The organism is Zhongshania marina, from assembly GCF_002915595.1.
Lineage (GTDB): Bacteria > Pseudomonadota > Gammaproteobacteria > Pseudomonadales > Spongiibacteraceae > Spongiibacter > Spongiibacter marinus_B.
Window position 1 is genome coordinate 126,839 of sequence record NZ_PQGG01000013.1, and the last position, 22,556, is coordinate 149,394.

General features: G+C 51.0%; 21 protein-coding genes and 1 riboswitch. Of the genes, 15 read left to right on the forward strand and 6 right to left on the reverse strand.

Features of this window, described 5'->3' with window-relative positions; genetic code table 11:
* Positions 1-13: 13 nt before the first annotated feature.
* Positions 14-238: riboswitch (cobalamin riboswitch) on the forward strand.
* Positions 239-470: 232 nt separating this feature from the next.
* From C0068_RS06470 to cobJ, 4 genes are all read left to right on the forward strand, one after another.
* Positions 471-1,580, forward strand: a complete 1,110-nt coding sequence (locus C0068_RS06470) for a cobalt-precorrin-5B (C(1))-methyltransferase (RefSeq protein WP_103683667.1) — start codon at positions 471-473, stop codon at positions 1,578-1,580.
* A gap of 134 nt (positions 1,581-1,714) precedes the next feature.
* Entirely contained in the window at positions 1,715-2,350 is a 636-nt protein-coding gene (locus C0068_RS06475) for a precorrin-8X methylmutase (RefSeq protein WP_103683668.1), read from the forward strand.
* 2 nt (positions 2,351-2,352) lie between these two features.
* Complete coding sequence (locus tag C0068_RS06480; protein ID WP_103683669.1) at positions 2,353-3,093, forward strand: precorrin-2 C(20)-methyltransferase; 741 nt, start codon at positions 2,353-2,355, stop codon at positions 3,091-3,093.
* Positions 3,090-3,872: a precorrin-3B C(17)-methyltransferase gene (gene cobJ, locus C0068_RS06485; RefSeq protein ID WP_103683670.1), complete on the forward strand. Its 783-nt coding sequence runs from the start codon at positions 3,090-3,092 to the stop codon at positions 3,870-3,872. Before C0068_RS06480 ends, cobJ begins: the two co-directional genes overlap by 4 nt.
* Here the strand turns inward: cobJ and C0068_RS06490 are convergent.
* Positions 3,843-4,613, reverse strand: coding sequence for a cobalt-precorrin-6A reductase (locus C0068_RS06490; protein ID WP_103683671.1), 771 nt, complete (start codon positions 4,611-4,613; stop codon positions 3,843-3,845). The two genes, cobJ and C0068_RS06490, sit on opposite strands and share 30 nt — an antisense overlap.
* A gap of 36 nt (positions 4,614-4,649) precedes the next feature.
* Here C0068_RS06490 and cbiE point away from each other — a divergent pair, with 36 nt between their 5' ends.
* Together cbiE and cobM are read left to right on the forward strand one after the other, a co-directional pair.
* Positions 4,650-5,927 (forward strand): precorrin-6y C5,15-methyltransferase (decarboxylating) subunit CbiE, encoded by a 1,278-nt coding sequence (gene cbiE, locus C0068_RS06495; protein ID WP_158249930.1) that lies wholly within the window; start codon positions 4,650-4,652, stop codon positions 5,925-5,927.
* Positions 5,927-6,679: a precorrin-4 C(11)-methyltransferase gene (gene cobM / locus C0068_RS06500; RefSeq protein WP_103683673.1), complete on the forward strand. Its 753-nt coding sequence runs from the start codon at positions 5,927-5,929 to the stop codon at positions 6,677-6,679. Before cbiE ends, cobM begins: the two co-directional genes overlap by 1 nt.
* Before the next feature lie 271 nt (positions 6,680-6,950).
* Here the strand turns inward: cobM and cobG are convergent, their stop codons facing one another.
* Both cobG and C0068_RS06510 read right to left on the reverse strand, forming a co-directional pair.
* Positions 6,951-8,321: a precorrin-3B synthase gene (gene cobG / locus C0068_RS06505; RefSeq protein WP_103683674.1), complete on the reverse strand. Its 1,371-nt coding sequence runs from the start codon at positions 8,319-8,321 to the stop codon at positions 6,951-6,953.
* 98 nt (positions 8,322-8,419) lie between these two features.
* Entirely contained in the window at positions 8,420-9,757 is a 1,338-nt protein-coding gene (locus C0068_RS06510) for a sterol desaturase family protein (protein ID WP_158249931.1), read from the reverse strand.
* 198 nt (positions 9,758-9,955) lie between these two features.
* On the opposite strand from C0068_RS06510, the gene C0068_RS06515 reads away from it, so the two are divergent.
* From C0068_RS06515 to C0068_RS06530, 4 genes are all read left to right on the forward strand, one after another.
* Positions 9,956-10,792, forward strand: a complete 837-nt coding sequence (locus C0068_RS06515; protein ID WP_199176125.1) for an MBL fold metallo-hydrolase — start codon at positions 9,956-9,958, stop codon at positions 10,790-10,792.
* A gap of 37 nt (positions 10,793-10,829) precedes the next feature.
* Complete coding sequence (gene ald / locus C0068_RS06520; RefSeq protein ID WP_103683676.1) at positions 10,830-11,945, forward strand: alanine dehydrogenase; 1,116 nt, start codon at positions 10,830-10,832, stop codon at positions 11,943-11,945.
* A 259-nt stretch (positions 11,946-12,204) separates the two neighbouring features.
* Complete coding sequence (locus tag C0068_RS06525; RefSeq protein ID WP_103683677.1) at positions 12,205-12,612, forward strand: DUF1398 domain-containing protein; 408 nt, start codon at positions 12,205-12,207, stop codon at positions 12,610-12,612.
* Positions 12,613-12,704: 92 nt separating this feature from the next.
* Complete coding sequence (locus C0068_RS06530; RefSeq protein ID WP_103683678.1) at positions 12,705-13,091, forward strand: anthrone oxygenase family protein; 387 nt, start codon at positions 12,705-12,707, stop codon at positions 13,089-13,091.
* Positions 13,092-13,215: 124 nt separating this feature from the next.
* On the opposite strand, the gene C0068_RS06535 is transcribed toward C0068_RS06530, so the two are convergent.
* Together C0068_RS06535 and C0068_RS06540 are read right to left on the reverse strand one after the other, a co-directional pair.
* Positions 13,216-13,983: a DUF2889 domain-containing protein gene (locus tag C0068_RS06535; RefSeq protein ID WP_158249932.1), complete on the reverse strand. Its 768-nt coding sequence runs from the start codon at positions 13,981-13,983 to the stop codon at positions 13,216-13,218.
* Positions 13,984-14,131: 148 nt separating this feature from the next.
* Positions 14,132-16,534, reverse strand: a complete 2,403-nt coding sequence (locus tag C0068_RS06540) for an AsmA family protein (protein ID WP_158249933.1) — start codon at positions 16,532-16,534, stop codon at positions 14,132-14,134.
* A gap of 213 nt (positions 16,535-16,747) precedes the next feature.
* On the opposite strand from C0068_RS06540, the gene C0068_RS06545 reads away from it, so the two are divergent.
* The 4 genes from C0068_RS06545 (at position 16,748) to C0068_RS06560 (ending at position 20,343) form a co-directional block, all read left to right on the forward strand.
* A complete protein-coding gene (locus C0068_RS06545) occupies positions 16,748-17,617 on the forward strand; it encodes a bifunctional transcriptional activator/DNA repair enzyme AdaA (RefSeq protein WP_103683681.1) in 870 nt (289 codons plus the stop codon).
* Between the two features lie 106 nt (positions 17,618-17,723).
* The gene (locus C0068_RS06550; RefSeq protein ID WP_103683682.1) at positions 17,724-19,340 is read left to right on the forward strand and encodes an AMP-binding protein; all 1,617 of its coding nucleotides are present in this window, start codon (positions 17,724-17,726) and stop codon (positions 19,338-19,340) included.
* Positions 19,341-19,357: 17 nt separating this feature from the next.
* Positions 19,358-19,861 carry an Lrp/AsnC family transcriptional regulator gene (locus C0068_RS06555; RefSeq protein WP_103683683.1) on the forward strand — a complete coding sequence of 168 codons (504 nt, stop codon included), beginning with the start codon at positions 19,358-19,360 and terminating at the stop codon, positions 19,859-19,861.
* Positions 19,862-19,872: 11 nt separating this feature from the next.
* A complete protein-coding gene (locus C0068_RS06560) occupies positions 19,873-20,343 on the forward strand; it encodes an Lrp/AsnC family transcriptional regulator (protein WP_103683684.1) in 471 nt (156 codons plus the stop codon).
* Between the two features lie 10 nt (positions 20,344-20,353).
* Here C0068_RS06560 and C0068_RS06565 read toward each other — a convergent pair whose 3' ends face one another.
* Entirely contained in the window at positions 20,354-21,541 is a 1,188-nt protein-coding gene (locus C0068_RS06565; RefSeq protein ID WP_103683685.1) for a hypothetical protein, read from the reverse strand.
* A 348-nt stretch (positions 21,542-21,889) separates the two neighbouring features.
* Between C0068_RS06565 and C0068_RS06570 the strand changes: the two genes are divergently transcribed.
* Positions 21,890-22,405 (forward strand): RDD family protein, encoded by a 516-nt coding sequence (locus C0068_RS06570; RefSeq protein ID WP_233208759.1) that lies wholly within the window; start codon positions 21,890-21,892, stop codon positions 22,403-22,405.
* Positions 22,406-22,556: the final 151 nt, after the last annotated feature.

Consider the following 22,556-nt stretch of genomic DNA (forward strand, 5'->3'; position numbering starts at 1 on the left):
AGATCACTCTGCTACTGTCTCGCCTCCTTCAGGTCTCCTGCAGTTTTTCATAAGCTCAGGATTAAATAGGAAGCCGGTGAACACCTCGCTGAGGTTTGCATTCCGGCGCTGCCCCCGCAACGGTAATTGAGTATAAGAGTGATCTCTACGCCACTGTGCTAAAAAGCATGGGAAGGCGATCACTTTGAGCCTAGGCTCACTCATAAGCCCGGAGACCGACCTGAAAGTTTAGCCGAGCGTTGCGGTGGGCGACGACAGGCCGGTAGGTTTATTCCTTTGGCATTGTTGTCGCTGTCCCGCCGCCTGTTATCCCCCTACCTATGTCGTAGCGCTTTACCGCTTGCCTATAGTGGCATTTGAACGGAGTGCTGTGTCGTGTTCTGCTTACACGCAGTTAGCCTTAATGATATTTGCGCCGTCTTTGCGGCCCGCCAACGCGGTCAGATCATGTCTAGTCGGAATAAATTCTGATGACGTCGGCGGCTTCGTTGCGCCCTGAGTCTGGCGAGAATCGGGGGAAGCTACGCACCGGCTTAACAACGGGTGCCTGCGCAACGGCTGCCGCCGTGGCTGCCACGCGGCAATTATTATTAGGTCAAAGTACCGATGTTGCTTCCATTAGACTTCCGGGTGGCAGTTATCGTCAGTTATCGATAGCTGATTTAAAGCTTGATCAAGGAGCTGCGGTTGCCGGTGTCATCAAAGATGCCGGTGATGATCCGGATGCAACTCATGGCGCCAGATTGTGGGTAGAAGTGATTTTAAGAGCCGAGCCTGGGGTGCAATTTATCGCCGGTGCCGGCGTGGGAACAGTTACCCGTAAAGGCCTAGTGATACCGGTTGGCGAGCCGGCAATTAACCCAGTGCCACGGCAAATGATTCGCGATCATTTGCAGCAATTAGCCGACGAGGCTGACTACCGTGGTGGCTTTCGGGTGACTGTTGGTATCGACAATGGCGAGCGCATTGCACTCAGAACCATGAATGGCCGCTTGGGTATTGTCGGTGGCTTGTCAGTGTTGGGCACCACGGGCATTGTTAGGCCATTTTCCTGCTCCGCGTATATCGCCTCTATTCACCAGTCGATTGATGTGGCCGGAGCCAATGCGATTGATCACATCGCGGCCTGCACCGGTGGCACCAGTGAAAGCTATGCCCAACAGCGCTACGGCCTTTGTGACGCGGCGATTGTTGAAATGGGTGATCTCTTCGGCGCTGTTCTTAAATACCTCCGGCGTAATCCGGTTGGCTTTCTGAGTCTATGCGCTGGCTTTGGCAAGATCGGTAAATTTGCGCAGGGAAATTTAGATACCCATAGCCGCCGCTGCGATATTGATTTTGCATGGCTTGCACAGCAGGTCGCGGACTTAGGTGGCGACCTGTCTTTACAAGAGGCGGTACGCAATTCCAATACCAGTATTGAAGCCTTGGGGTACTGCCAACAGCAGGACATACCCTTAGGTAATCATATCGCCGAAATGGCATTAGTCGTCGCTAGATCGTATTTACCCGCAAGTATCGGCGTGGATGTTTGCGCGGTAGATCGGGCGGGGAAATTAGTCGGCTACGCCCATGAATAAATAGCTAGGCGATTTAGCGGTAAAAAATTCAAAAAATTAAGGCGTATTAGCGCAGCGGGCATAGCAAAGTATTAGTGACCTTGCCCAACAAGTCATCTTTTAGGGGCCGGAGCCTCAGTCATTGGAGTAAGAATGTGAACGAGCCACACGACTATATTCGCGATGGACAGTTTATTTATCAGGAGTCCTTCGCGACCATTCGCCGCGAAGCCAAGCTCGCCCATTTGCCAGCGGATATGGAAACCTGCGCAGTGCGAATTATTCATGCCTCCGGAATGATTGATGTTGTAGAGGATTTAGATTTTTCACCGGCGGCGGGCACGGCAGCTCGGGTAGCCTTAGCCAGCGGCGCACCAATTTTTTGCGATAGCGAAATGCTTGCTCATGGCATTACCCGCGCGCGTTTGCCTGCGCAAAACCCCGTAATTTGCACCCTGCGAGACAGTCGCGTGCCAAGCCTCGCCGCAGAGATACACAACACCCGCAGTGCTGCGGCATTAGGTTTGTGGGGCGAGCAATTAGAGGGGGCGGTAGTGGCGATTGGCAATGCGCCTACTGCTTTATTCCATCTATTAAATTTAATCGCAAATGGCGGCCCTAAGCCGGCTGCAATCTTAGGATTCCCCGTGGGGTTTATTGGCGCTGCAGAAAGTAAACAGGCGCTGGCGAACACCCAGGGTGTAAATTTTATAACGGTGCACGGTCGTCGCGGCGGTAGCGCGATGGCGGCCGCCGCAGTGAACGCATTAGCTATGGATAGAGAGATATAACAATGGGAAAAATACATCAACACGGCCATCTTTACGGTATTGGCGTTGGCCCTGGTGATCCAGAATTACTTACGCTTAAAGCTGTACGTTTGCTGGGTGAGTGTCCGGTGGTTGCCTATTTTTGTAAACGTGGTGGCTTGGGTCGTGCCCGTAACAACTGTGCCACGCATTTAACTAACGAGCACATAGAGTTGCCTTTGGTGTACCCCGTTACTACCGAGCTGAATCATAAAAGTGACGAGTATCGGCTTAGTATTGAGGCGTTTTTTGACAGCGCAGCCGAGGCTGTGGCGAGCGAGCTTGAAGCGGGTAGAGACGTGGCCATGCTCAACGAAGGCGACGCATTTTTTTATGGCTCGTTTATGCATGTGTTCCTGCGCTTGAAGTCACGATTTGAGATTACCGTGGTGCCCGGCGTGAATTCTATTATGGCCTGCGGCGCCTTGCTGCCCCAGCCTCTGGTGATGCGTGACGATGTGCTTACGGTTATTCCCGGTACGCTCGATGACGATGCGCTAGAAGCGAGTATGTCAGGCAGCAAAGCTACGGTGATTATGAAAGTGGGTAGTAATTTGGAACGAATTCGTGGCGTAGCTCAGCGCTTGGGTATGGCGGATCGTGCTTGGTATGTAGAAAAAGCCAGTCTGCCAGATCAGAAAGTCATGCCGCTTTCGGATGTTAGCTTGGCGAGTGCGCCGTACTTCTCCATGGTCTTAATTCCGGGGTCGGGAGAGCGGCTGTGAGTGGACGCTTGTCCGTAGTGGGCACCGGCCCCGCAGGCGCGGCGTGGCTCAGCTCAGAAACCGCAGAGCTGATTGAGCAGGCCACCGATTTGGTGGGTTATGGCCCTTATATACAGCGCGTTGCTGGGGCGGGCCATGTTTGTCACAGCTCCGATAATCGCGAGGAATTGCAGCGGGCGGCTTTTGCCTTGGATCTTGCCGCGCAGGGTAAACATGTTGCGGTGGTGTCCGGTGGCGATCCGGGAATTTTTGCTATGGCGGCAGCTGTCTGTGAGTGCGTGGCAGATGCGGTGGATGATCGTTGGTCGTCGGTGCAGCTCGGAATTTATCCCGGAATTTCTGCACTTCAAGCAGCGGCGGCGAGGGTGGGCGCGCCGTTGGGGCATGACTTCTGTGTTATGTCGCTGTCGGATGTGCTCAAACCTTGGGAGCTAATATGCCGGCGAGTAGCGCTGGCGGCCGAGGCTGATTTTGCGATGGCTTTTTATAACCCGCGCTCGTCACATCGGCCTTGGCAGCTGGGAGAAGTATTGGCGCTACTGGCGCAAACCTTGGCTCCTGATACGCCGGTGGTGTTTGCAAGGGCGGTGGGGCGTGACGACGAGCGAATACACTTCACCTGCCTCGCTGAGGCCGATCCGGAACTGGTGGATATGAGTACGCTGGTATTGATTGGGAATTCCCGTAGTCGTTATTTTGACCACGGTGACCGACGCTGGATGTATAGCCCGCGAGACTATCCCCAAACATTATCTGGGGATGGCACTGCTAGTGTGTAAAGACTCTAAGAAGTCAACTAGGGCGAGGTAATGAAAAAACGCTTGGCCGGCGCTGCGCACATCTGGGCGTTGCACCATTAGCACTGGCAGACCGAGTTCTCTCGCGGCTTGCAGTTTTGCGTCGGCGGCGGCGCCGCCTGAGTTTTTACACACAATCATGTCTATTCGGTGTTCGCGCAGTAGTTGGCGCTCATTCTCTAGCTTGAACGGGCCGCGCTGAGTGAGTAGCGTCCAGTCATCAAATTTGGGCGCGGGCTCTGGTGCGTCTACGCAGCGAACCGTGAAGTGACGTTGCTTGATGTGTTCAAAATGGCTAAGGCTGCGGCCGCCGGTCGCGAGCAATATTCGGTCACCGGACTTGCTGTGATCGTAAATTGCTGCGGCGGCGCTCGCTAGGTCTGGCGCAGTGTGCCAAAGGTCGCCGTCCTGTGGCTGCCAGGGTTCGCGGTCTAGTCTCGCCAGTGGGATATTGCAGGCTTGGCAGGCTTGAATGGCATGTTCAGACATTTGCGCGGCAAAGGGGTGGGTGGCGTCAACTACGACATCAACCCCTTCACGTTTAATCCAATCGGCAAGTCCGCTGGGGCCGCCGAAGCCGCCGCGCCGAGTCGGCAAGCCGGAAGGCAGTGGGCGGCGAGTGCGTCCCGCCAGAGAGTAGGTGGCCTTAAAGTGTGGGCGGGCCAGTAGCTCAGCCGCCAAGTTCATGGCATCTCGAGTGCCACCTAAGATCAGCACATGCATCGCATTACGTCCGTGAAAAAGGAGCGGTATTTTACAATGAAGCGACAACAAGATGCTTTGCCTACAGGCAAAACAGAGACTTTATTTCGACCGTGGCTAAGTCTAGTCGGCATGAGTGAGTCGGGCTGGGCTGGTATTGCCGAAGAGGGCCGCGCCGCCATAGCGCAAGCCAGTATATTAGTGGGAAGTCAGCGTCAATTACATCATATACCTGAGCAGGTGGGGCAGCGTCGTATGTTGTGGCCCAGTCCAATACAAGCGGGCATAGATGAAATATTGAAGCATCAAGGGCAGCAAGTTTGTGTGTTGGCTAGTGGTGATCCCTTCTGGTTTGGTATTGGCGCAACTTTAAGTCGTCACTTGCCTCATGGTGCCATGCGTAGCTTACCCGGCGCGTCGGCATTTTCTATGGCGGCGGCGAGGCAGGCGTGGCCGCTGCAAGACTGTTTGTGTCTGTCGCTTGTGGCGCGCGATCCTGAAAATTTACGCCGTGCTTTTGCGCCCGGCAGACGCTTATTGGTATTAAGTGAAAACGGCAGCAGTCCCGCTCGGCTTGCTGAATTACTCTGCGAGGCGGGGTTTGCGAATAGCCCTTTATGGGCGTGGCAGCGCATGGGTGGTGAGGCGGAGACGTGTAGGCAAGCACTCGCAAAAGATTGGCGTGACACGCAAGTCGATGCGCTAAATACGGTGGCGGTGGAATGCGTGCCTAGCCGCGTTGATGCAGGAATGTCGCGCTCGGCTGGGCGACCAGAAGACGACTTTATTCACGACGGCCAGATAAGTAAGCGTGAGGTAAGGGCGGTTATTCTTGCGTATTTAGCGCCAAAAGGTGGAGAGCATCTTTGGGATTTGGGCGGCGGCTCCGGTGCTGTCTCTGTTGAGTGGCTATTGGCGGATCAGCATAACTCGGCCACCGTGGTGGAGCGGCGCGAAGATCGCTGCCTGAATATTCAGGCCAATGCCAAGCGCTTTGGCTTGCCGCAATTGCATTGTGTGCAGGGAGATTGCGGCGATGTGATTGCTGAATTAGCGCCGCCGAGCGCGGTTTTTATCGGTGGAGGTATTACTAGTGATGGCCTGCTAGAACGCTGCTGGCAAGCGTTGTCTGTTGGTGGTCGCATTGTCGCCAGTGCAGTGACAATAGAGGGCGAGGCGGCACTTATTTCGGCGTGCCAACATTATGGCGGAAACTTAAGTCGAATAGCGGTTGAGCGTAGCGAGGCTCTAGGTGGTTTCCAGTCCATGACACCCCAGCGTTCGGTCACCATTTGGCATACAAACAAGACATTAAATGAGAAGGAACGATATTAATGACGGTTTATTTCATTGGCGCAGGGCCGGGGGCGGCGGATCTGATAACACTGCGGGCGCGGAATATTCTCGCTCGCTGTCCTGTGTGTTTGTACGCCGGTTCTATTATTCCAGACGATGTTTTAGTGCATTGCCCTGAAGAGGCGCGCTTGGTCAATACCGCGGGAATGAGCTTGAGTGACATTGTGGATGAGCTTCGCCGTGCGCATCAGCAGGGCCAAGATGTGGCTCGGCTGCATTCCGGTGACTTATCCATTTACTCGGCGCTTGCAGAGCAATTGCGGTGTTTGCGTACTGAAGGCATACCGTATCAACTCTGCCCGGGAGTGCCGGCATTTGCCGCGGCTGCGGCGGCGTTGGGGCAGGAGCTAACATTGCCAGAGGTAGCGCAGTCGCTGGTGATTACGCGCACTCAAGGCCGCGCATCCGCCATGCCCAGTTCTGAATCCTTAGAGAATTTTGCCAAAACGGGTTCTACCTTGGCTATTCATTTGTCGGTGCATGCCATCGATGATGTGGTGGCGCGATTAACGCCGTTCTACGGAGATTGCTGCCCTGTTGCGGTGGTATTTAGGGCAAGTCATTCGGATGAAAAAATACTGCGGGCCAGCTTGTCTAGCATTGCTAAAGAAGTAGAAACGCTAAGCGAAAAGCGTTCTGCTTTAATTTTGGTCGGGCCGGCATTGGGGGAGTCAGACTTTAAAAATAGCGCGCTTTATAGTGGCGAGCATCAGCGCCTATTTCGCGCCTAATATTAAGGAGCCTCTGCACAACCGGGTAATATCTCAGCGGAGTCTTTGGGGCGTACTGGCAAGGCGACGCGCGAGGATCAAGGCTGGTTGTCCTTGATGAGTGCGGCAACGCCGTCCAGTGCGCCCCAAAGGCCCGCCCTCCGGGGCTTTACCTTAAAACGCTCAGCTGCGTTGACGTTACTTGAAAGGCAACCAGTCTTCCTGCATAACGCCGCCTTGCTGAGCGCTTTAAGGCAAAGCCTGAGGTATCAACCGGTTGTACAGAGGCTCCTTAAGTGTTTAATTCGATTTTAAGTTGCTCTATGTCGAGTCTGGCAATGCACTCACTGAGTGACTCGTCATCGCGGCGAGCTTGTTTTAAAGTGTTTGATAGTGTTGAGAGGCGCATTGCTAACTCTTCTGTAGACAGATTTTGCGCGACTCGTTTGTTTTCATTTAGCGGCGTGGCGCGGTCATTCACAATCACATCAAAATTGCCCTGTTGAGCCACTATTGTTATCGGACTAGCTTGCGGATTTGCGCAGCCTTTTGGGCAGCCGGAAAAATGAGTGCGTAGCTCGCCGTCAAATAGATCGGGAATGTGTTCTGCCAGTGTTAGGGCGAGAGAGCGCGTTGCTGTGCTGCCAGATAAGCATGCGGGTGCGCCGGGGCAGGCGACTAAAGATAATCGAGGATCGCCGTTAGTGACAATCATGCCCAGCGTTTCTAAGGGCGCTGATAAGTCGCTGTGGCCACCGGGTATGAGTAACACTTTCTCTGGGCTCACTCTGAATTTATGGTGCCCGTGAGCCGTCGCGAGTCGGGCTAAACCTCGTGCGGTATCACTACTCATAACTCCGAATGGCGGCGCAAAGCCAAACCAGCCAGCTTGTTGGCCGAGTAGTTTGGCACTAGTGCGCTCGGTGTTTATGGGCTTAACGTTGATTAGTAAATCGCTCACACTCGTCTTGAATAAAGCGAAGGTATCGTCGTTCAGTAGTTGTTTTATCCGAGTCGCTTTATCTTTGCGTTGCTCATTAATGCTAAGAAATGTTGTGACCAAAAAAATTATGACATCAATGCAGCTCTGAACTTGGCAATAGCCCAATAGCACTGCAGATTGACGGCTTCCTGCCAAGGCAATGCGATACGCTATGCCCTTTGCAGAGCTAATCGCGTCCACGCGAATATCGGCGTTTTTATCGGCTAAATCTCCGCCGCCACCATCTATACAAATTAAAAACTTATTCGGTAATTGCCATAGCGCTGGGGTGGTACTTAGCTGAGTGTCGAGCTGTTGAGCTATGGCATAGGGATCATGTAGCGCCTTGGGGTCGAAGTCAGCGGCAACCGAACAGATAACATGTCTAGCGGCTTCCGCTGCTGCTGTTTCTCTAGCAAGGCCAGTGGCGACGAGCTCGCGGGTAAACAAGGTTTCGCTTTGTGCAGAAAGCCCGCGCACTTGCAGCTTGCCGCGACTGGTTATTTCCAGCGTCGGTGCGCCCGACTCCTCAGCCCAGTCAGCAAGGTCAATCAGTTGATTAACATCAAGGCGACCACCGAGTAAATTGACTCTGCTTAATAGGCCGTCGCCGCTTTCCATCGGTGTGCCGGCGCTAGGGCAATGTCCGCGGCGAAAGGGTGAAGGGGTGGTTTGAGGCATGTTGGTTACAGCTTATTACGGAGCGTATAGCTTAAACCTAGTGATCGTGTGTTAGTAGTTTTAAGAGCGCTTTTTACTTTAGAGGTATCAAATGCGTTTTATTCTTGTACTGAATTCGCAGTGATGACTTTACTTGTCGTGTCCGTCTCTGAGTGAAAAGCAAAGTTATAGATTGGTGCCGAAGGGGTGGCTTGCTTCGTTTTGCTCGCAGACGTTTTTACCGCAAAATCAGTGCTAATCGGCGGAGTGTAAGACGATGAGCCGACGACGATGCGCCATTTTTCCCGCCAGCTAGGGTTGTGTAATAGCTCTGCGCCAATTTGCATCACACCTGCTAACGTCAGTCTCAATGGGTTCATGTACAGCTCCGGTTGACCGCTCAAGCCGGCACGGGGTGTTTTAGCGCTCAGGGGGCAGTAGGTGCCAAAAATAATATCCCAAATAAATAGCGGGCCGCCGCCTATGTTAACCAGGTTGACCGCGCCACTGCGGCCGCAGTGCTCGGGTTCAGATGAGTGGTGCATATAGTGGTAAATGCCGCCGCCAGATACAAAACTCAATATTCTTATCAGGCGACTGCGCGAGGCAATGCGGTACAAGGCGGTTTGATGGCCGAATATTTCCGGAATCAAAATAAGGCAGTTATAAATAATAACTTCGGTGTACAGCGGTTCACTGCTAAACAATTTGGTGCAGGCGCCAAACACTAAGTTGTAAGGCAATATTAAAAATATAAATAGGGGCAGCGCGGTAAAGACCGCCATTGTCGTTGACTGTATTAGCGCTGGGGTCATGTGGTGGGGGCGGTGAAACAGCAGCCATAAAAAGCGTTGCGTGTGGCCTAGGCGATGAAACCAGTAATGGAAAAAGCCGCCGATAACGGCAATGACAAAAACAGCCAAGGGTGCAGGCGCGTCAACCAAGGTCGGTACGTGCTCTAAAACCAGTTTATTGGCGAGCTGCGCATTGTATTCAACCCAGTGCCAGCCGATACCAAAATCCAAACCCGCGAGCACAAAGAGTGTGCCTAGGCCAATCAATATAACTGGGATAGCCAGCGTGCTTAGCAGATTTGCGAGAAAGAAGACCAGAATCCATTTAATTGGGTAGGCTTGGCCTTCTTCGCGTTCAAACAAGAAGTAGCCCCCCAGCATGGCGGTGAATCTAAATAAAATGGTGAAACTGAGCAGGCAGATGAGGCCATACCACATTGCGGGCTTGCTGCGTTTAAGCTCCGCGAGGCTATTAATTAAGGGATCAAAACTAACGGTGTCGCCAAGACCGGGGCCGAGGTAGGCGCCCAAATGCAGCAGTTGTAAAAAGCCGACGCTATAGCCAATGATGAATAGGACGACAAAGGCGCTCACAATTTTCCGATAGCGCTCGCCAATGTCGGGCAGCTCAGCGTGAAATATGTGATGGAAAAGCGTTTTCATCGCGATATCCGCGTATAGGCTTATCCTTAAACCTTGGGTTAATGTTGTTTCGTTGTCACAATATACCATATTTGAGTAATAGTGGGATTTTGTCCCCGTTTTTGCGAACTACCGCAAGAAATGGGTTTTGTCTTGCCGCTTGCTTCTGGGGGGGCGCGCTTTTACTCTGCTGGGATAGTTGAGAAGAGATGAGTATTTATGTTGGAAGCGGGTGTATTAGAAACGCTGTTGCCGGGTGTGCATCGCATTGTGGCGCCGAACCCAAGTGTTATGACGGGGCCAGGCACCAATACCTATTTGCTAGGCAATAAGCGCATCACTGTGCTCGACCCAGGCCCTGATATGCCGGAACATATCGCCGCCATTGAGGCGGGTATTGCGCAGCTAGGTGGCGAGCTAGAGCGTATAGTGACCACTCACACTCATCCCGACCATTCGCCCGGCGCGGCGGCCTTGCAGGCGCGTTATCCGGTTGACGTATTCGGCGCAGAAATCCTTGATGATGGCTACCAAGACACCAGTTTTGCGCCTACTGGTTCGCTTGCTCATGACGATTGCTTTGATGTTGATGGCAGCGTACTCAGGGCTATTTATACCCCTGGTCACGTTGGCAACCACTACTGCTTTTTACACGAAGCCACCGGTACGCTATTTACCGGCGACCATATTATGCAGGGCTCGACGGTGGTGATTATTCCACCGGCTGGGGACATGGCAGATTATGTTGCGTCACTGCGCTTATTGCTCGACTACCCTTTGCAATACCTCGCGCCGGGCCACGGCACCTTAATAGACACACCAAGGCAGGAGGTGGAGCATTTAATCGCTCACCGGCAATCTAGAGAGGACAAAATTTATGCCGCCTTGCAGCAAATTAAAAAAGGCGACCTCGACGAGCTGGTGGTAGTGGCATATCAGGATGTTGATGTCTCAATTCATCCCATTGCCAAGTTGTCACTTTCGGCGCATCTGCTTAAATTAGAGAAGGAAATGCGCGCCCGTCAGCAAGACGGCCAGTGGGAGTTACTGGCTTAGCGCATAAACTGTATTTAAAACCTGCGGGGGAGTTTGTATGCAGATTGGCATTCCCAAAGAAATAAAGGCGCAGGAATATCGAGTGGGTTTAATCCCCGCTGCGGTTGCAGATTTGGTGTCAGCGGGGCACAAGGTGTTCATTGAGCGCGAGGCTGGCCTTGGCTCAGGTTATAGCGACGACGAATACCTTGCCGCTGGTGCTCAAATATCACCATCGGCTGCGGCCCTGTATCAAGACGCAGAATTAATTGTAAAAGTTAAAGAGCCGCAGCCTCGTGAAGTATCTATGTTGCAGCCTCGGCACCGCCTATTCTGTTATTTACACCTTGCACCTACCCCAACATTAACAGATGGCCTTATCGCCAGCGGCGCGCTGTGTGTGGCTTATGAGACCATCACAGATGAACAGGGCCGGCTTCCGCTATTAAAACCCATGAGTGAAATTGCCGGGCGCTTAAGTGTTCAGGCGGGGGCGCATTGCTTGGAAAAAGCGCAGGGCGGCTCCGGGGTGTTATTGGGCAGCGTGTCCGGTTTGGAACCTGGTCAGGTATTGATATTTGGCGGCGGTGTCGTCGGTAGCAACGCTGCCGATGTGGCGCTGGGCATGGGCGCAAAAGTGACACTGATCGAACCCTTCGACCAGCGACGCACCGCGCTGCGTAAACAATTTAACTCGGCGCGTTTTACAGTGTGTGATGCCACAGGTCTAGACCTTCTGGCATTGTTGAGCGACACCGATATGGTAATTGGCGCGGCGCTAGTACCCGGCGCAGCCGCACCTAAATTACTGCGCAAAGAGCACTTATCAGCCTTAGCGCCCGGCTCGGTCTTGGTCGATGTGGCGGTGGATCAAGGTGGATGTTTTGAGACCACCAAACCGACAACACACCTTGAGCCCACATTTGTGCTGGAAGGTATTGTTCACTACTGCGTAGCGAATATCCCGAGTGCCGTTGCTAGAACGGCTAGCCAAGCCTTAAGTCAATCTACCTTGCCCTATGTGCACTTACTCGCCGCCCAAAATGTAAAACAAATATGTTTGAACAATACAGGTTTGGCGGCGGGCATAAGTATCGCGAACGGCGAACTAACTTGCGCTGCGGTTGCCGGCGCGCAAGGCAGAAAATATAAATCCTGGGAGGAGGTGGTTTAATAACTTTATAAACTGCATAAGATATTGAAGTTTATAAAAGTCTGGATATGATCAAGGGAAAGGGATGCTTGGTAGTGAAAAGGGAAGTGGTTTTTATTTGACTGCTTATCGCTAATAGCAAGTTAGTCATATCATTGAATCTTCTAGAATTAATCCATCAGCCTTAAATCCTTGATAAGACGCCAACGTGATATATGGCCTGAGTGTTATGGTAAAGCTGTTCGTTGGCTGACTTCTCCCATGAAAAGTAGGAAGCAGTATGGAATCTAAAATTGTTGCTGAAGCTGCCCGTGCAACCCTCGATGGAAGTATCCCTTTTCCTGAGGTAGTACGCCGCTTGTTAGAAACAGGCGTTGAGTATTACCACGTCGATTATGTTGCGCTGCAAAAAACTTATTACAGTGCCACTGGGGAGATTGTGAAGACTCCAATCAATTATGAGGGCCTACCCGCTGTTGCAAGTGAGTTCGATGTGGAAGGGCTTCGTGCTGCAATTCTCGACAGCCAAGAAAATGGTCAGCATTATCGCGACTTCACCAAGCGCGCTATGAATTCAGGTGTTCAGGGTTATATTGCGTTTCTACGTGGCATGCGTGTTACTTACTGGGGGCGCAGTGGTGACCAACACGTTGAATGGTTTCCTGGTGCAAAGCCTCAAAACATTTAACAAGTACCCCGCGCGAGGCCTTCGCCTCGTCAGACTCTTGGTGGTGATTACCATAAAGAATACGCAACTGTACGCCAATTGAGGTTTAAATAGTGATTCTAGAGTTAATGGCTATCCTTGGTTCCGGTACGTTTTTCAGTGCTGCGCTATATATTTCACTTGCTCAACATCCGGCTACTTTGGCGTGCGGTGTTTCCGTGGGGGGTAGATTTTTTCCACCCATGTATAACCGAGCCGCACCGATGCAAATTACGCTTGCTTTGGTAGGCTTTTTAGCGGGGATTGCATCTTGGTATTTAAATTCCAATTTTCTTTGGTTAGCGGGTGCCCTATTCCTCATTTCTGTCGTTCCTATTACCTTAATTATTATAAAGCCTGTGAACGATATATTATTGAGCCCTGATAATGATCCAGAATCGCCGGCAACAGAGGTTCTCTTACGACGTTGGGGGCAAGGCATTGCTTGCGAACAATTGTAAGTGGTACCTCATTTATTATTTACTTGATCGCCGCATTAAATGCATAACAAAAGCTGTTTCTGGCAGTTTTTCTACGTTCATAATTTGGCGGAGTTAGATTACGTAGAGCGAAGGCCTCTCAATATTATTTTACTTCGATAAAATCTAAAATTTTAGATTTGTCAGCGGCGATATCGCGGTAGGAATTTAAGCGAATGGCGGTGTCGTATTTTTCACCTTGAGATGCGAAGCAGGCGTTACGTGGTGGGCCGCTTTGTGAAGCAGGGCCGTTTAAATGGTGGCGCTGCTCTATGCGCTGGGAAATGGCGACCTGCATTGTTCGTTGAATTAAGTAGGCATATTCTATTTTTTCATCCTGCAATGTTTCCATAGACCAGCGGGTGAATCCCCTGTTTAAACTTACGCCTTGGTATTGCTCGGGACTGATGATCTCGTTTTGAGTATTAAAAATAGGGGCGCTTACTGTGTCGCCATTAATGTCAATTTGTGTGTGTACCAGATCGTTTTGCGGTTCTGAAATAATAATGTCATAGCGGCGGTCGGCCCGCTTATGCGCCGCATGTACGATGGCAATGCTAAGCATATTAAACATATGGCTGCAGTGAAGATTGGCGCTTTGATATTGCACGGCGGTCAGAATGTTTTTACTGATGGGACAGCCGACTAGGTTTTGCAATTGCTGCTCCGCCCCTATGCAGCTAGTTACTGGGTGGCGCACCCATTCAGCTTCTATGGCCGTTATGTTTTGGCCGTTGTGGCTAAATTGAACTTTAAAGGCATGGGCTAGATCTTCCATAGCAAAATTAACAGTATTGCCTTGGCTGTGGATGGCGAGTGCGCGGATATATTCGCCATGCCAGAATTCGTGTTGTACCGATGATGTCGTTGCCATAAGAATGTATTGCGATATTGAATTTGTAGTTTGATACGCTAGCGTAGCAAATTTGGGCATGTTTTTCAGTTGTAATTTAATGTTGTGGGATTTGAGGAGGGGGCGACGGTAAGCAGATTTGCCCACCGTCGCAGAGTGATGAAATTAATTACTTCTTAAAGAACTGATTAAATAATTGTTTGGCAGCTTCGCTATTTTCACCGCCTAATTTTTTCTCGATGAGTTCTTTGGCTTTCTCATCAATTTTATCTTTAGCCTTTTCTTTGGCGATGTCTTCAATAACCCTAAAGTCTGGCAGGCAGCTTGTAGCGCCAACTTTGTCGAAGGCCGCTTTACAGCGAATCGGTATGTCGCGGTTTAGTAATTTTTCATTATTGATTTTGCAGGCCATTTCATTCTGGTCGGCTTGGGCTAGACGGGTGTTAATGACCACGTCAAAAGTGTCTTCGTTTAAATTAATTTTACCGTTGCCACTCAGCGCAAGTTTGGTAACACCGGAATTCAAGGTTTCAATTTTGGCAATACCATCTTTGATCACTATTTTAGTGCTGGTGTCTTTTAAGTCGCTATAGAGTGGCCAGTTGGTCACGTCGAAGGTTTCTTGCTGGAATTTGGCCACCAACTGACAGAACGCTTTTTCAATATTCATATTGCTAAGGCGAAGTTGCTGGGCTGTTAGATCAATATTGCCGTCGAGATGCTTTTTCAGGCTGGCGACACTTGCGCCGTTAGTGCTGAGATTAAAGCTTACATCGCTAATACCAGACAGTTCTTCAATCGCTGCCGCGTCTTTTAATACCTTGCCTATGGGCAGTTGTTTGCTGCTGCCTTTGAGCAGCATTTTGGCCGCTGCAGGGCGACTGTCGAGCTGAGCATCTAAGGTAAAGGGGCTGTCGTAAACGATGCCGCTAAGTGGGCTCACCGAGCTAACACCATTCTTTGCATTAAGTTGCAGCAGGATGTTTTTGAAGGGCAGTTGGTTTGCCGTCATTTCGGCAATTTGCAATTTTGCGTCTAGGTCCAAGCTGTTGAGCAATTCTCTGGGCAGTGGAATTTCAGCGTCGGGATTGGCGGCCTGCTCTGAGGTGGTTGTGGCCTGTTCTTTTTCGGCGGCCTTGCTGTCCTTTGGTGGTGTGGGCGGTAAGTAGTGATCGATATTAATTTTGTCGATATTCACTGCTAGTTTGACGGCTTGGCTTTTGCCGAGCTCGACACTGGCGTTACCGCTTATGGTGCTTGCATCGAGGGTGGTGCGCAGTTCAGAAACAACAATGCGCTTGTCACTACCTTTCACGGAAATAGCAGTGCCCACCTTGCTGAGTGCAGTTGGCTCAGCCATGACGGGTAGTTCAATGCCGAGGGTGGTGGCAATTTTGCGCAGATTAGTTGGCGCTAGATTGAGTTTAGCCTGGTAGTCCAGCGGATTTAAGGTTGCATTGGCATCACCCGTTAGCGAGATGGTTTCGTCGCCGATACTTGTTTTTAAGGCAATGTCCTTGGCCTTAATAAGGTTTAGTTTTTTATCGATACTTAATGTGCTAACTAGGCTTAAATTTGTGTCGAGGGGCTTTTGAGTTGCTGTGCTGTATTTTAGGTCGCCGCTAACTTTAATTGGACTAGCTTCGCCGCCGGGTGTTAGGCCGCCGTCAAAATTAAGAGATGTGATATCTACGATGGTGCCATCTTTGGCGGCATAGCGCAGGCTGGTGTCGTTGATGCTGAGTTTTGGTAGGCTCCAGACCAATGCATCGGCGATATCAACGTCGGCATCCACGGCTAACTCGGCTTTTGCCGAAACGCTGCCGAGCTCATTCTTCTGCTCAATACTTAGCGCGAGTTTACCGTCGCCGATCACAAAATGATTAATCTCGCTATTTACCGTGATATTGCTGCTTAGCTGCACCTTGCCATTTACAGATTGGGTTTTGTCTTCAAAACTCACCTCACTGTCAAATGTTAGGGGAAAGGCTTTATTGTCGAGCTGAATATCTTCACCGATCAGTGATAGACCGCTTAATTCAATATGCTGCCCAGTTTGTTTGTCGGTGTAGCTAATGTCGGCATCACTTAGTTCTAGCTTGGCAATGGCGAGTTGCAGGGCTTTTTTCTCGCCTTCGTCGGCAGCTTGTTCTGGCTCGTTGGCGGGCTTGCTTTCATCTTGCTTGCCAATTTTTGTCCAGTTGCCCACACCGTTTTCGTCAACAATGAGTGAGGCTTTCACCCCAGCGAGGCCAATACCCTGAACAACAATATCTTTTTTCAATAAAGGCATTAGCGCTACTGATAATTGGGCCTTATCAAAGCGCATCATTTCGGCTTCGTTCTCAGGCGCGACGCTGGCGCCGTTAATGACGATCTGAATATTGGGGAATACCTGCCAGGCGAGATCGCCTTCCAGTTTGAGTGTTAGACCCTGCTCGGCGGCCAGTTTTTCGATGTCGTCTTTAAATATGTTTGGGTCAATCCAGAAGGCCAGCGACGCAGCAGCAAGCACGACAATAAGAACCACACTGATAAGGGTGATAATGAGATACTTCACTGCACGGCCCATTGTCTTCTCCATAGTAAAAATTGCATTCCTTTAGCGCGCCTTGGCTAAAGCAGAATATACGGTATTGTGCTCATGTTAGTTTGACAGCTTTACAATGCTTAGTTCGTCTTAATATTAAAACTTACTCCCTCTCTGCCAAGGCAGCAAGAATCGGGTGGCATTGAATGTGGCCAAACGGCAGAATTCAGTAAAAGAACATGCATTGGATCATTTATGAATACAGCGGCAGAGCAGCATGCAAACTATCAGCGGGTCGCCCGCGCAATTCATTACTTGTCGGCTAGGCAGGCAACACAGCCGAGTTTGGCAGAATTGGCGGCCCATGTTGGTATTAGCGAATTTCATTTGCAGCGCATTTTTACCGAGTGGGCGGGGGTGTCGCCTAAGCAGTTTTTGCAATTTCTTACCAAGCAAAATGCCAAGCGTTTATTGCGTAGCAGCTCGGTATTAGACAGCGCGCTGGCCTGCGGCTTGAGCGGCAGCGGCCGTTTGCACGACTTGATGATCAAGGCAGAGCGAGTGACCCCCGGCGAGTACCGCAGCATGGGCGCGGGCTTACAAATTCATTACGGCAGCTGTCCGTCGCTGTATGGCCATTGCTTTATTGCCGCTAATCATCGGGGAATATGTAAGCTGGCGTTTTATGATGAGGCGCAAGGTGAGGCAGAGCTAATCGCGGAGCTTGAGCAGGAGTGGGCGGCGGCGGAGTTGATTCGGGACGACCGGCGGGCGGCGGCTTTCCACGAAACTGCTTTTAACGCGCGGTCTGGCACCAAGCCTGAAAAGCTAAGGGTATTGCTCAAGGGTACGGAATTTCAAATGAAGGTGTGGGAGGCGCTGCTGGCAATTCCTGCGGGTGAGTTGTGTTCCTATCAACAGCTTGCGGAATCTATGGGTATGCCCACCTCAACGCGGGCGGTGGCATCGGCGATTGCGCGAAATAACATTGCCTATTTGATTCCCTGTCATCGTGTTATCCGTGGCACTGGCGAGTTCAGCCAATATCGCTGGGGCTCTGAGCGCAAACAGGCGATGTTGCTGCGGGAGCATAGTATTAACGATTCGGGACTTGCGGTTTCGTAACGCGTAATAATTGATTCAATAAATTACGCATTTTTCTTGTTGTGGGGGCGCTTAGCTTCTAAACTTGGCGCTGTTGATAAAAATCCCCAACAGGATCGTCTGCGCTATGTTATTGGAACCGTCTTCCTCATTTCCTGATATGCCTCTTACCTTGCCTCGCCTTTTTGGCTGGGCCGCCCAGTACTACGGCCAAAAGGTCGCCATTCGTGAAGCGGGGCAGGACATTTCTTATCAGCAGTTAAATGATCTGCGTCGCCAAGCGGCGAAGGCATTTTTTGCGATAGGTGTGGCCCACGGTGATCGGGTGGCAATTTGGGCGCCCAATATGGCTGAGTGGATAATTGCAGCGGCGGGATTGCAGTCTGTGGGGGCAATATTGGTGCCCTTAAACACCCGCTTACAAGAGAAAGAAGCCGCAGACATTTTAAGCCGTGCCGGCGTGAAGGTGTTGCTGACAACGGCTGAGTTTGAACGCGCGGCGCCGTCCTTGCTTAAGAATTTAGACAATTTACATCACTGTATTTTATTGCCGCAGGCCGGCGCATCTGTAGCAGATGAGTCGCGGAGCTGGCAGGCTTTCCTCAAACTTGGCGAGCAGCTTGATGATGCCAAATTCATTGCCGCTGAGCGGGCTGTTAATCCTCACGACAGTGCGGATATGTTATTTACCTCTGGCACCACTGGCAAAGCAAAGGGCGTGTTGTGCAGTCATGAGCAAAATATTCGCGTGTTTCAAAGTTGGAGCGCCACTGTCGGCTTGAGCGCTGACGACAATTACCTGATTATTAATCCCTTCTTTCACTCCTTTGGTTATAAGGCGGGTTGGTTGGCGGCAATCATCTGCGGTGCGACCATTTTGCCGATGGCCAAGTTTGATAAAAAGTCAGTGATGGAGGCGATCCAGCGCGACAAGGTGACGATGCTGCCCGGAGCGCCTTCACTTTACGAAATGCTCTTAGCCGATGACAGCCGTCACGAATACGATCTGTCTAGCCTGCGTTTAGGGGTTACCGGCGCTGCCTCGGTGCCGGTGCAATTAGTGCGGGATATGCGGGACAAGCTGGGTTTTAAAACGGTGGTGACTGCTTACGGCCTAACCGAATCTACCGGTGTGGTGACGATTTGTCGGCCAGACGACGATGCTGAAACCATTGCCTCAACCTCTGGCCGCGCTATTGAAGGTGTTGAGGTGAAATGTGCAGACCCAAAAACCGGCGCAGAACTTGAACGCGGTTGCGAAGGCGAAGTGTGGGTGCGGGGCTACAACGTGATGCAGGGCTATTTTGATATGCCCGAGGCGACAGCCGAAGCCATCACCCCAGACGCTTGGCTAAAAACCGGTGATATTGGGGTGATGGATGCGCAGGGTTATCTTAAGATTACCGATCGCTTGAAAGACATGTACATCATGAACGGCGAGAACGTCTATCCCGCTGAAGTTGAAAAAGCCCTCTACGGTTTAGAAGGTGTTGCGCAGGTGGCGGTGATTGGTGTGCCTAAGGCGCCACAGGGCGAAGTGGGTATGGCATTTATAGTGCCCAAGCCGAACTCCTTACTTGATGCGGCTGCGGTGCGTGACTATTGTGCCGCCCAACTCGCCGCGTACAAAGTGCCGTTTTACACCGAGTTTGTAGAAGCCCTGCCGCTTAACGCCTCCGGCAAGGTTTTAAAAACGGAGCTTAAAAAAATGGCATTAGAAAAGTTGGGCACAGCCAGCACTTAGCTCACTTGGAGAAGCTAATGACAGATTACAGCGACGGTGAACATTTGCGACCAGCGCCGTCACAACATATGGATGAGGTTGATCATCGCATTGTGGCGCATCTGCGTCGCGATGGTCGTATGCCCTACAAAACGCTGGCTAAGGAACTGGGTTTAACCGAGGCGACGGTGCGTTCGCGGGTTCGCCGCTTGGAAGAGGGCGACAGTCTGCGGGTTGTGGCGGTGACAGATTACGAAGCCGTTGGTTACACAATGATGCTTGCGGTGGGGATTCAAGTTGAGGGGCGCCCCGCCGATGTGGTGGCGGAAGATTTGGCAAAATTCGACGAGGTGTTTTCGGTGTGTCAGGTTGTGGGCACATTAGACATAGAAACCCTTGCGGTTACCCGCGATCAAGAGCACTTGTCTGACTTATTGGCGCGCCTGGCAAAGGTGCCGGGGGTGAGAAAATTAGAACCGTCTATTGCCTTAGATGTACTTAAAAATCAGTCTAACTGGGTGCCCTTTGGGCACGGCGTATAAGGAATACCGCAGTGGCAAAAAAACAGTTAGACGAGCAAGACCGCAATATTTTAGACGGCTTAGCCAAAGATGCGCGCATAAGTAATCGCAAAATTGCTGCGGATCTCGGTATTACCGAAGGCACCGTGCGCAGCCGAATAAAGCGCATGGAAAGCGAAGGGCAGGTGCGTATTACCGCCATGACCAACATCGCCCGTCTGCGTAATCCGACTCTTGCCTATATATGGGTTGAAGTGGAGCGCAGCGCGCAGTGTGACGATGTGGCGCAAAAACTTGCCGAGGTGCCTGAGATCGGCTTTGTCGGCAAAATGCTGGGTCGTTTCGATATTCTTGCCATTACCTTGGTGCAAGATAACGCTGAACTGGCGCGATTTTTACACAGCAAAATTACCGGTTTGGCAGGCGTGCGGCGCACAGAATGTTCGCTGGGTGTTAACTTTGTGAAGCACGACTATCGCATGAGTCGCATAGTAGAAAGTTAATCAGTGCTGACTAAAATACCATCCACATTGGATTGTTGCGGTCTCCCCATTCTCCTAAATACTGTCGTTCAATAAATTTGCCCTGCTCATTTTTAAGTGGGTCGGTTTCAATTTCTGCATATACCGTGAAGGGCACACCCTCATGTATGCCGGCTTCTTCTAGCAAAATGGCCGCTTCGTACTGTCTGTGGCCGCTAGTCATCGATGATGTGCCGTAGGCATAGCGATAAATTCCCCAATCGCTAATGGGGTATTTTTTCCAGCGTTCCTCATTGCTTGTGGGCGGGTCACCGGCCCAACGGAAAGTCGTTTGCCGAATACTGGTAAGGCCGCTGCTTCGTCCTATATGAATGCGCTCATTGATTAAATCGTCGGTCAGTCCGGCGTGAAAATACACCCGCAATTGATCGTAGCCACCTTGGGTTTTTTCCTGTGGCGCGTCGCAGGCAATGTATAGCCATTTGCCGTCGGTTTTAAAATAAAGGCGCGTATTTAATTCGGTGTCGACCAGTAAGCTTGTTGCCGCCGCCCACTCACTGTCTTCGATAATACCGTCTAGGGTAATAGAGGTTTTGTGTAGCGCTATTTTTTGCGGCGTAATATTGCTCGACGCGCTGCGTCGTAAGCTCAGCTGACTGCGCGCCGTTTTGATTTTTCTTTCAATGTTACTGTCGTCGTAGCTGCTGCTATTGGATGAGCTTTTTCTGCGAATATAAGCGGTATTAGAAAGCTTGGTGTTATACAGCGAATCGAAGCTGTCTTCAGGTGAGAGCGTTGCGGTGTAAGTGCTGGTGTCGACGTGGTTTGGTAGAGACGCTGATTTAGGTCGCCCTTTGCTTGCCGGTACTTTTTGCTCATATTGGGCTGATTGGTTTGCGTCGCGTGGTGCTGGCGAGTTGTTATCGCTTAGGAAAAAATAATAAATCAGGCCGCCGAAGATCAGTGTATCAATCAAAAGAAACTTCACTAAAAAGGTTTTGCTGATCTTTGGTTTTGCCGGCTCGGCGTGGGTGGGCGGAAGGTCGTTAAAATAATGAGGCTTTTGGGTTTTGAGTGCCGCTAGCCTTTTATCAATTTCTGTCTTTGCGGTACGTAAGTCGCAGCCCGTGCCTTCTCTATAAAGTTTAACGGCGTCTATGGTTCGACCCTTTATTAAGGCCTTTTCAATATCGTAGGCTTGCAGCGAAGTGAGTTCCATTGCGTGCTAATTCCCTAATTGCGATTTAAGCCAAAGTGCTTAAGTCTACACCGTAGTGTCGGCTGGGGAGAAATCGTCGTCATTCCTGGTTGAGTATTTGCACTATGCTGAGATTGGCTTTAGCGTAGGGCCTGTTCACACTAATCCGATTGTCACTGCTGGAGGTCATTTTTGCCTCCAGCTAGGCGCCAGACGCGCCGTTTAGTCACTCTAAACAAGCGGCTGGCAACGACGCTGGGGGCAAAAAATGGCCCCAGCCACAACAGTAATAATCAGATTAGTGTGAACAGGCCCTAGCATGGTCAAGCGCCGCTGTTACGCATCAATTTATCTAGTGAAGGAAAGATCGTGGAAGATAGTCAGCAAGGTATAGGCCAAGCACCTGAGTACGCAGGTTTTTGGATTCGGGTATTGGCATCAATTATTGATACTTTTTTGTTCGGTTTGCTACTTGTGCCCATTATCGCGCTTACGCTTGGCGACGCGCAGTGGTCTAGCGTTGAGGGTGAGGGCATGCATATGTCTACCATGTCCTTTGAAACGCTGCAGGTGCCGAGTGGCTGGAATATTGTTGTTAATTATATTCTGCCGGCCATCGTGGTCATGCTGTTTTGGGTGTACAAGTCGGCGACGCCTGGCAAGCTAATGTTGAAACTGGCAATTGTTGACGCCAAAACCGGAGAAAAGCCTTCTGTTACCCAGTGGATTGTGCGGTATTTATGCTATTACCTGTCGGCAATGGTGATGATGTTGGGCTTTGTGTGGGTGGGGCTAGACCGGCGCAAGCAGGGCTGGCATGACAAACTCGCGGGCACGGTGGTGATTAGTCATAAACGCAAAGAGCCGGTGCAGTTTAATCATTGAGATGTGACGTTGAGGGCGGCTTATAGGTTTTGTCGGACGTTGGAAATCAGGCGGCGGACGATAAAGTTAAAAGCGGTCTGCAGTATGATTAAAGAAAACTTCCGGAAACTTGATTTAGCATCTGTCGGCTAGGCAAGTATCACACCGACCC

Coding starts and splice junctions, on each gene's coding strand:
- C0068_RS06470 (WP_103683667.1), top strand. CDS start 471: ATGACGTCGGCGGCTTCGTTGCGCCCTGAGTCTGGCGAGAATCGGGGG.
- C0068_RS06480 (WP_103683669.1), top strand. CDS start 2,353: ATGGGAAAAATACATCAACACGGCCATCTTTACGGTATTGGCGTTGGC.
- C0068_RS06490 (WP_103683671.1), bottom strand. CDS start 4,613: ATGCATGTGCTGATCTTAGGTGGCACTCGAGATGCCATGAACTTGGCG.
- cbiE (WP_158249930.1), top strand. CDS start 4,650: ATGAAGCGACAACAAGATGCTTTGCCTACAGGCAAAACAGAGACTTTA.
- cobM (WP_103683673.1), top strand. CDS start 5,927: ATGACGGTTTATTTCATTGGCGCAGGGCCGGGGGCGGCGGATCTGATA.
- cobG (WP_103683674.1), bottom strand. CDS start 8,321: ATGCCTCAAACCACCCCTTCACCCTTTCGCCGCGGACATTGCCCTAGC.
- C0068_RS06510 (WP_158249931.1), bottom strand. CDS start 9,757: ATGAAAACGCTTTTCCATCACATATTTCACGCTGAGCTGCCCGACATT.
- C0068_RS06515 (WP_199176125.1), top strand. CDS start 9,956: ATGTTGGAAGCGGGTGTATTAGAAACGCTGTTGCCGGGTGTGCATCGC.
- ald (WP_103683676.1), top strand. CDS start 10,830: ATGCAGATTGGCATTCCCAAAGAAATAAAGGCGCAGGAATATCGAGTG.
- C0068_RS06525 (WP_103683677.1), top strand. CDS start 12,205: ATGGAATCTAAAATTGTTGCTGAAGCTGCCCGTGCAACCCTCGATGGA.
- C0068_RS06535 (WP_158249932.1), bottom strand. CDS start 13,983: ATGGCAACGACATCATCGGTACAACACGAATTCTGGCATGGCGAATAT.
- C0068_RS06540 (WP_158249933.1), bottom strand. CDS start 16,534: ATGGGCCGTGCAGTGAAGTATCTCATTATCACCCTTATCAGTGTGGTT.
- C0068_RS06545 (WP_103683681.1), top strand. CDS start 16,748: ATGAATACAGCGGCAGAGCAGCATGCAAACTATCAGCGGGTCGCCCGC.
- C0068_RS06550 (WP_103683682.1), top strand. CDS start 17,724: ATGTTATTGGAACCGTCTTCCTCATTTCCTGATATGCCTCTTACCTTG.
- C0068_RS06555 (WP_103683683.1), top strand. CDS start 19,358: ATGACAGATTACAGCGACGGTGAACATTTGCGACCAGCGCCGTCACAA.
- C0068_RS06565 (WP_103683685.1), bottom strand. CDS start 21,541: ATGGAACTCACTTCGCTGCAAGCCTACGATATTGAAAAGGCCTTAATA.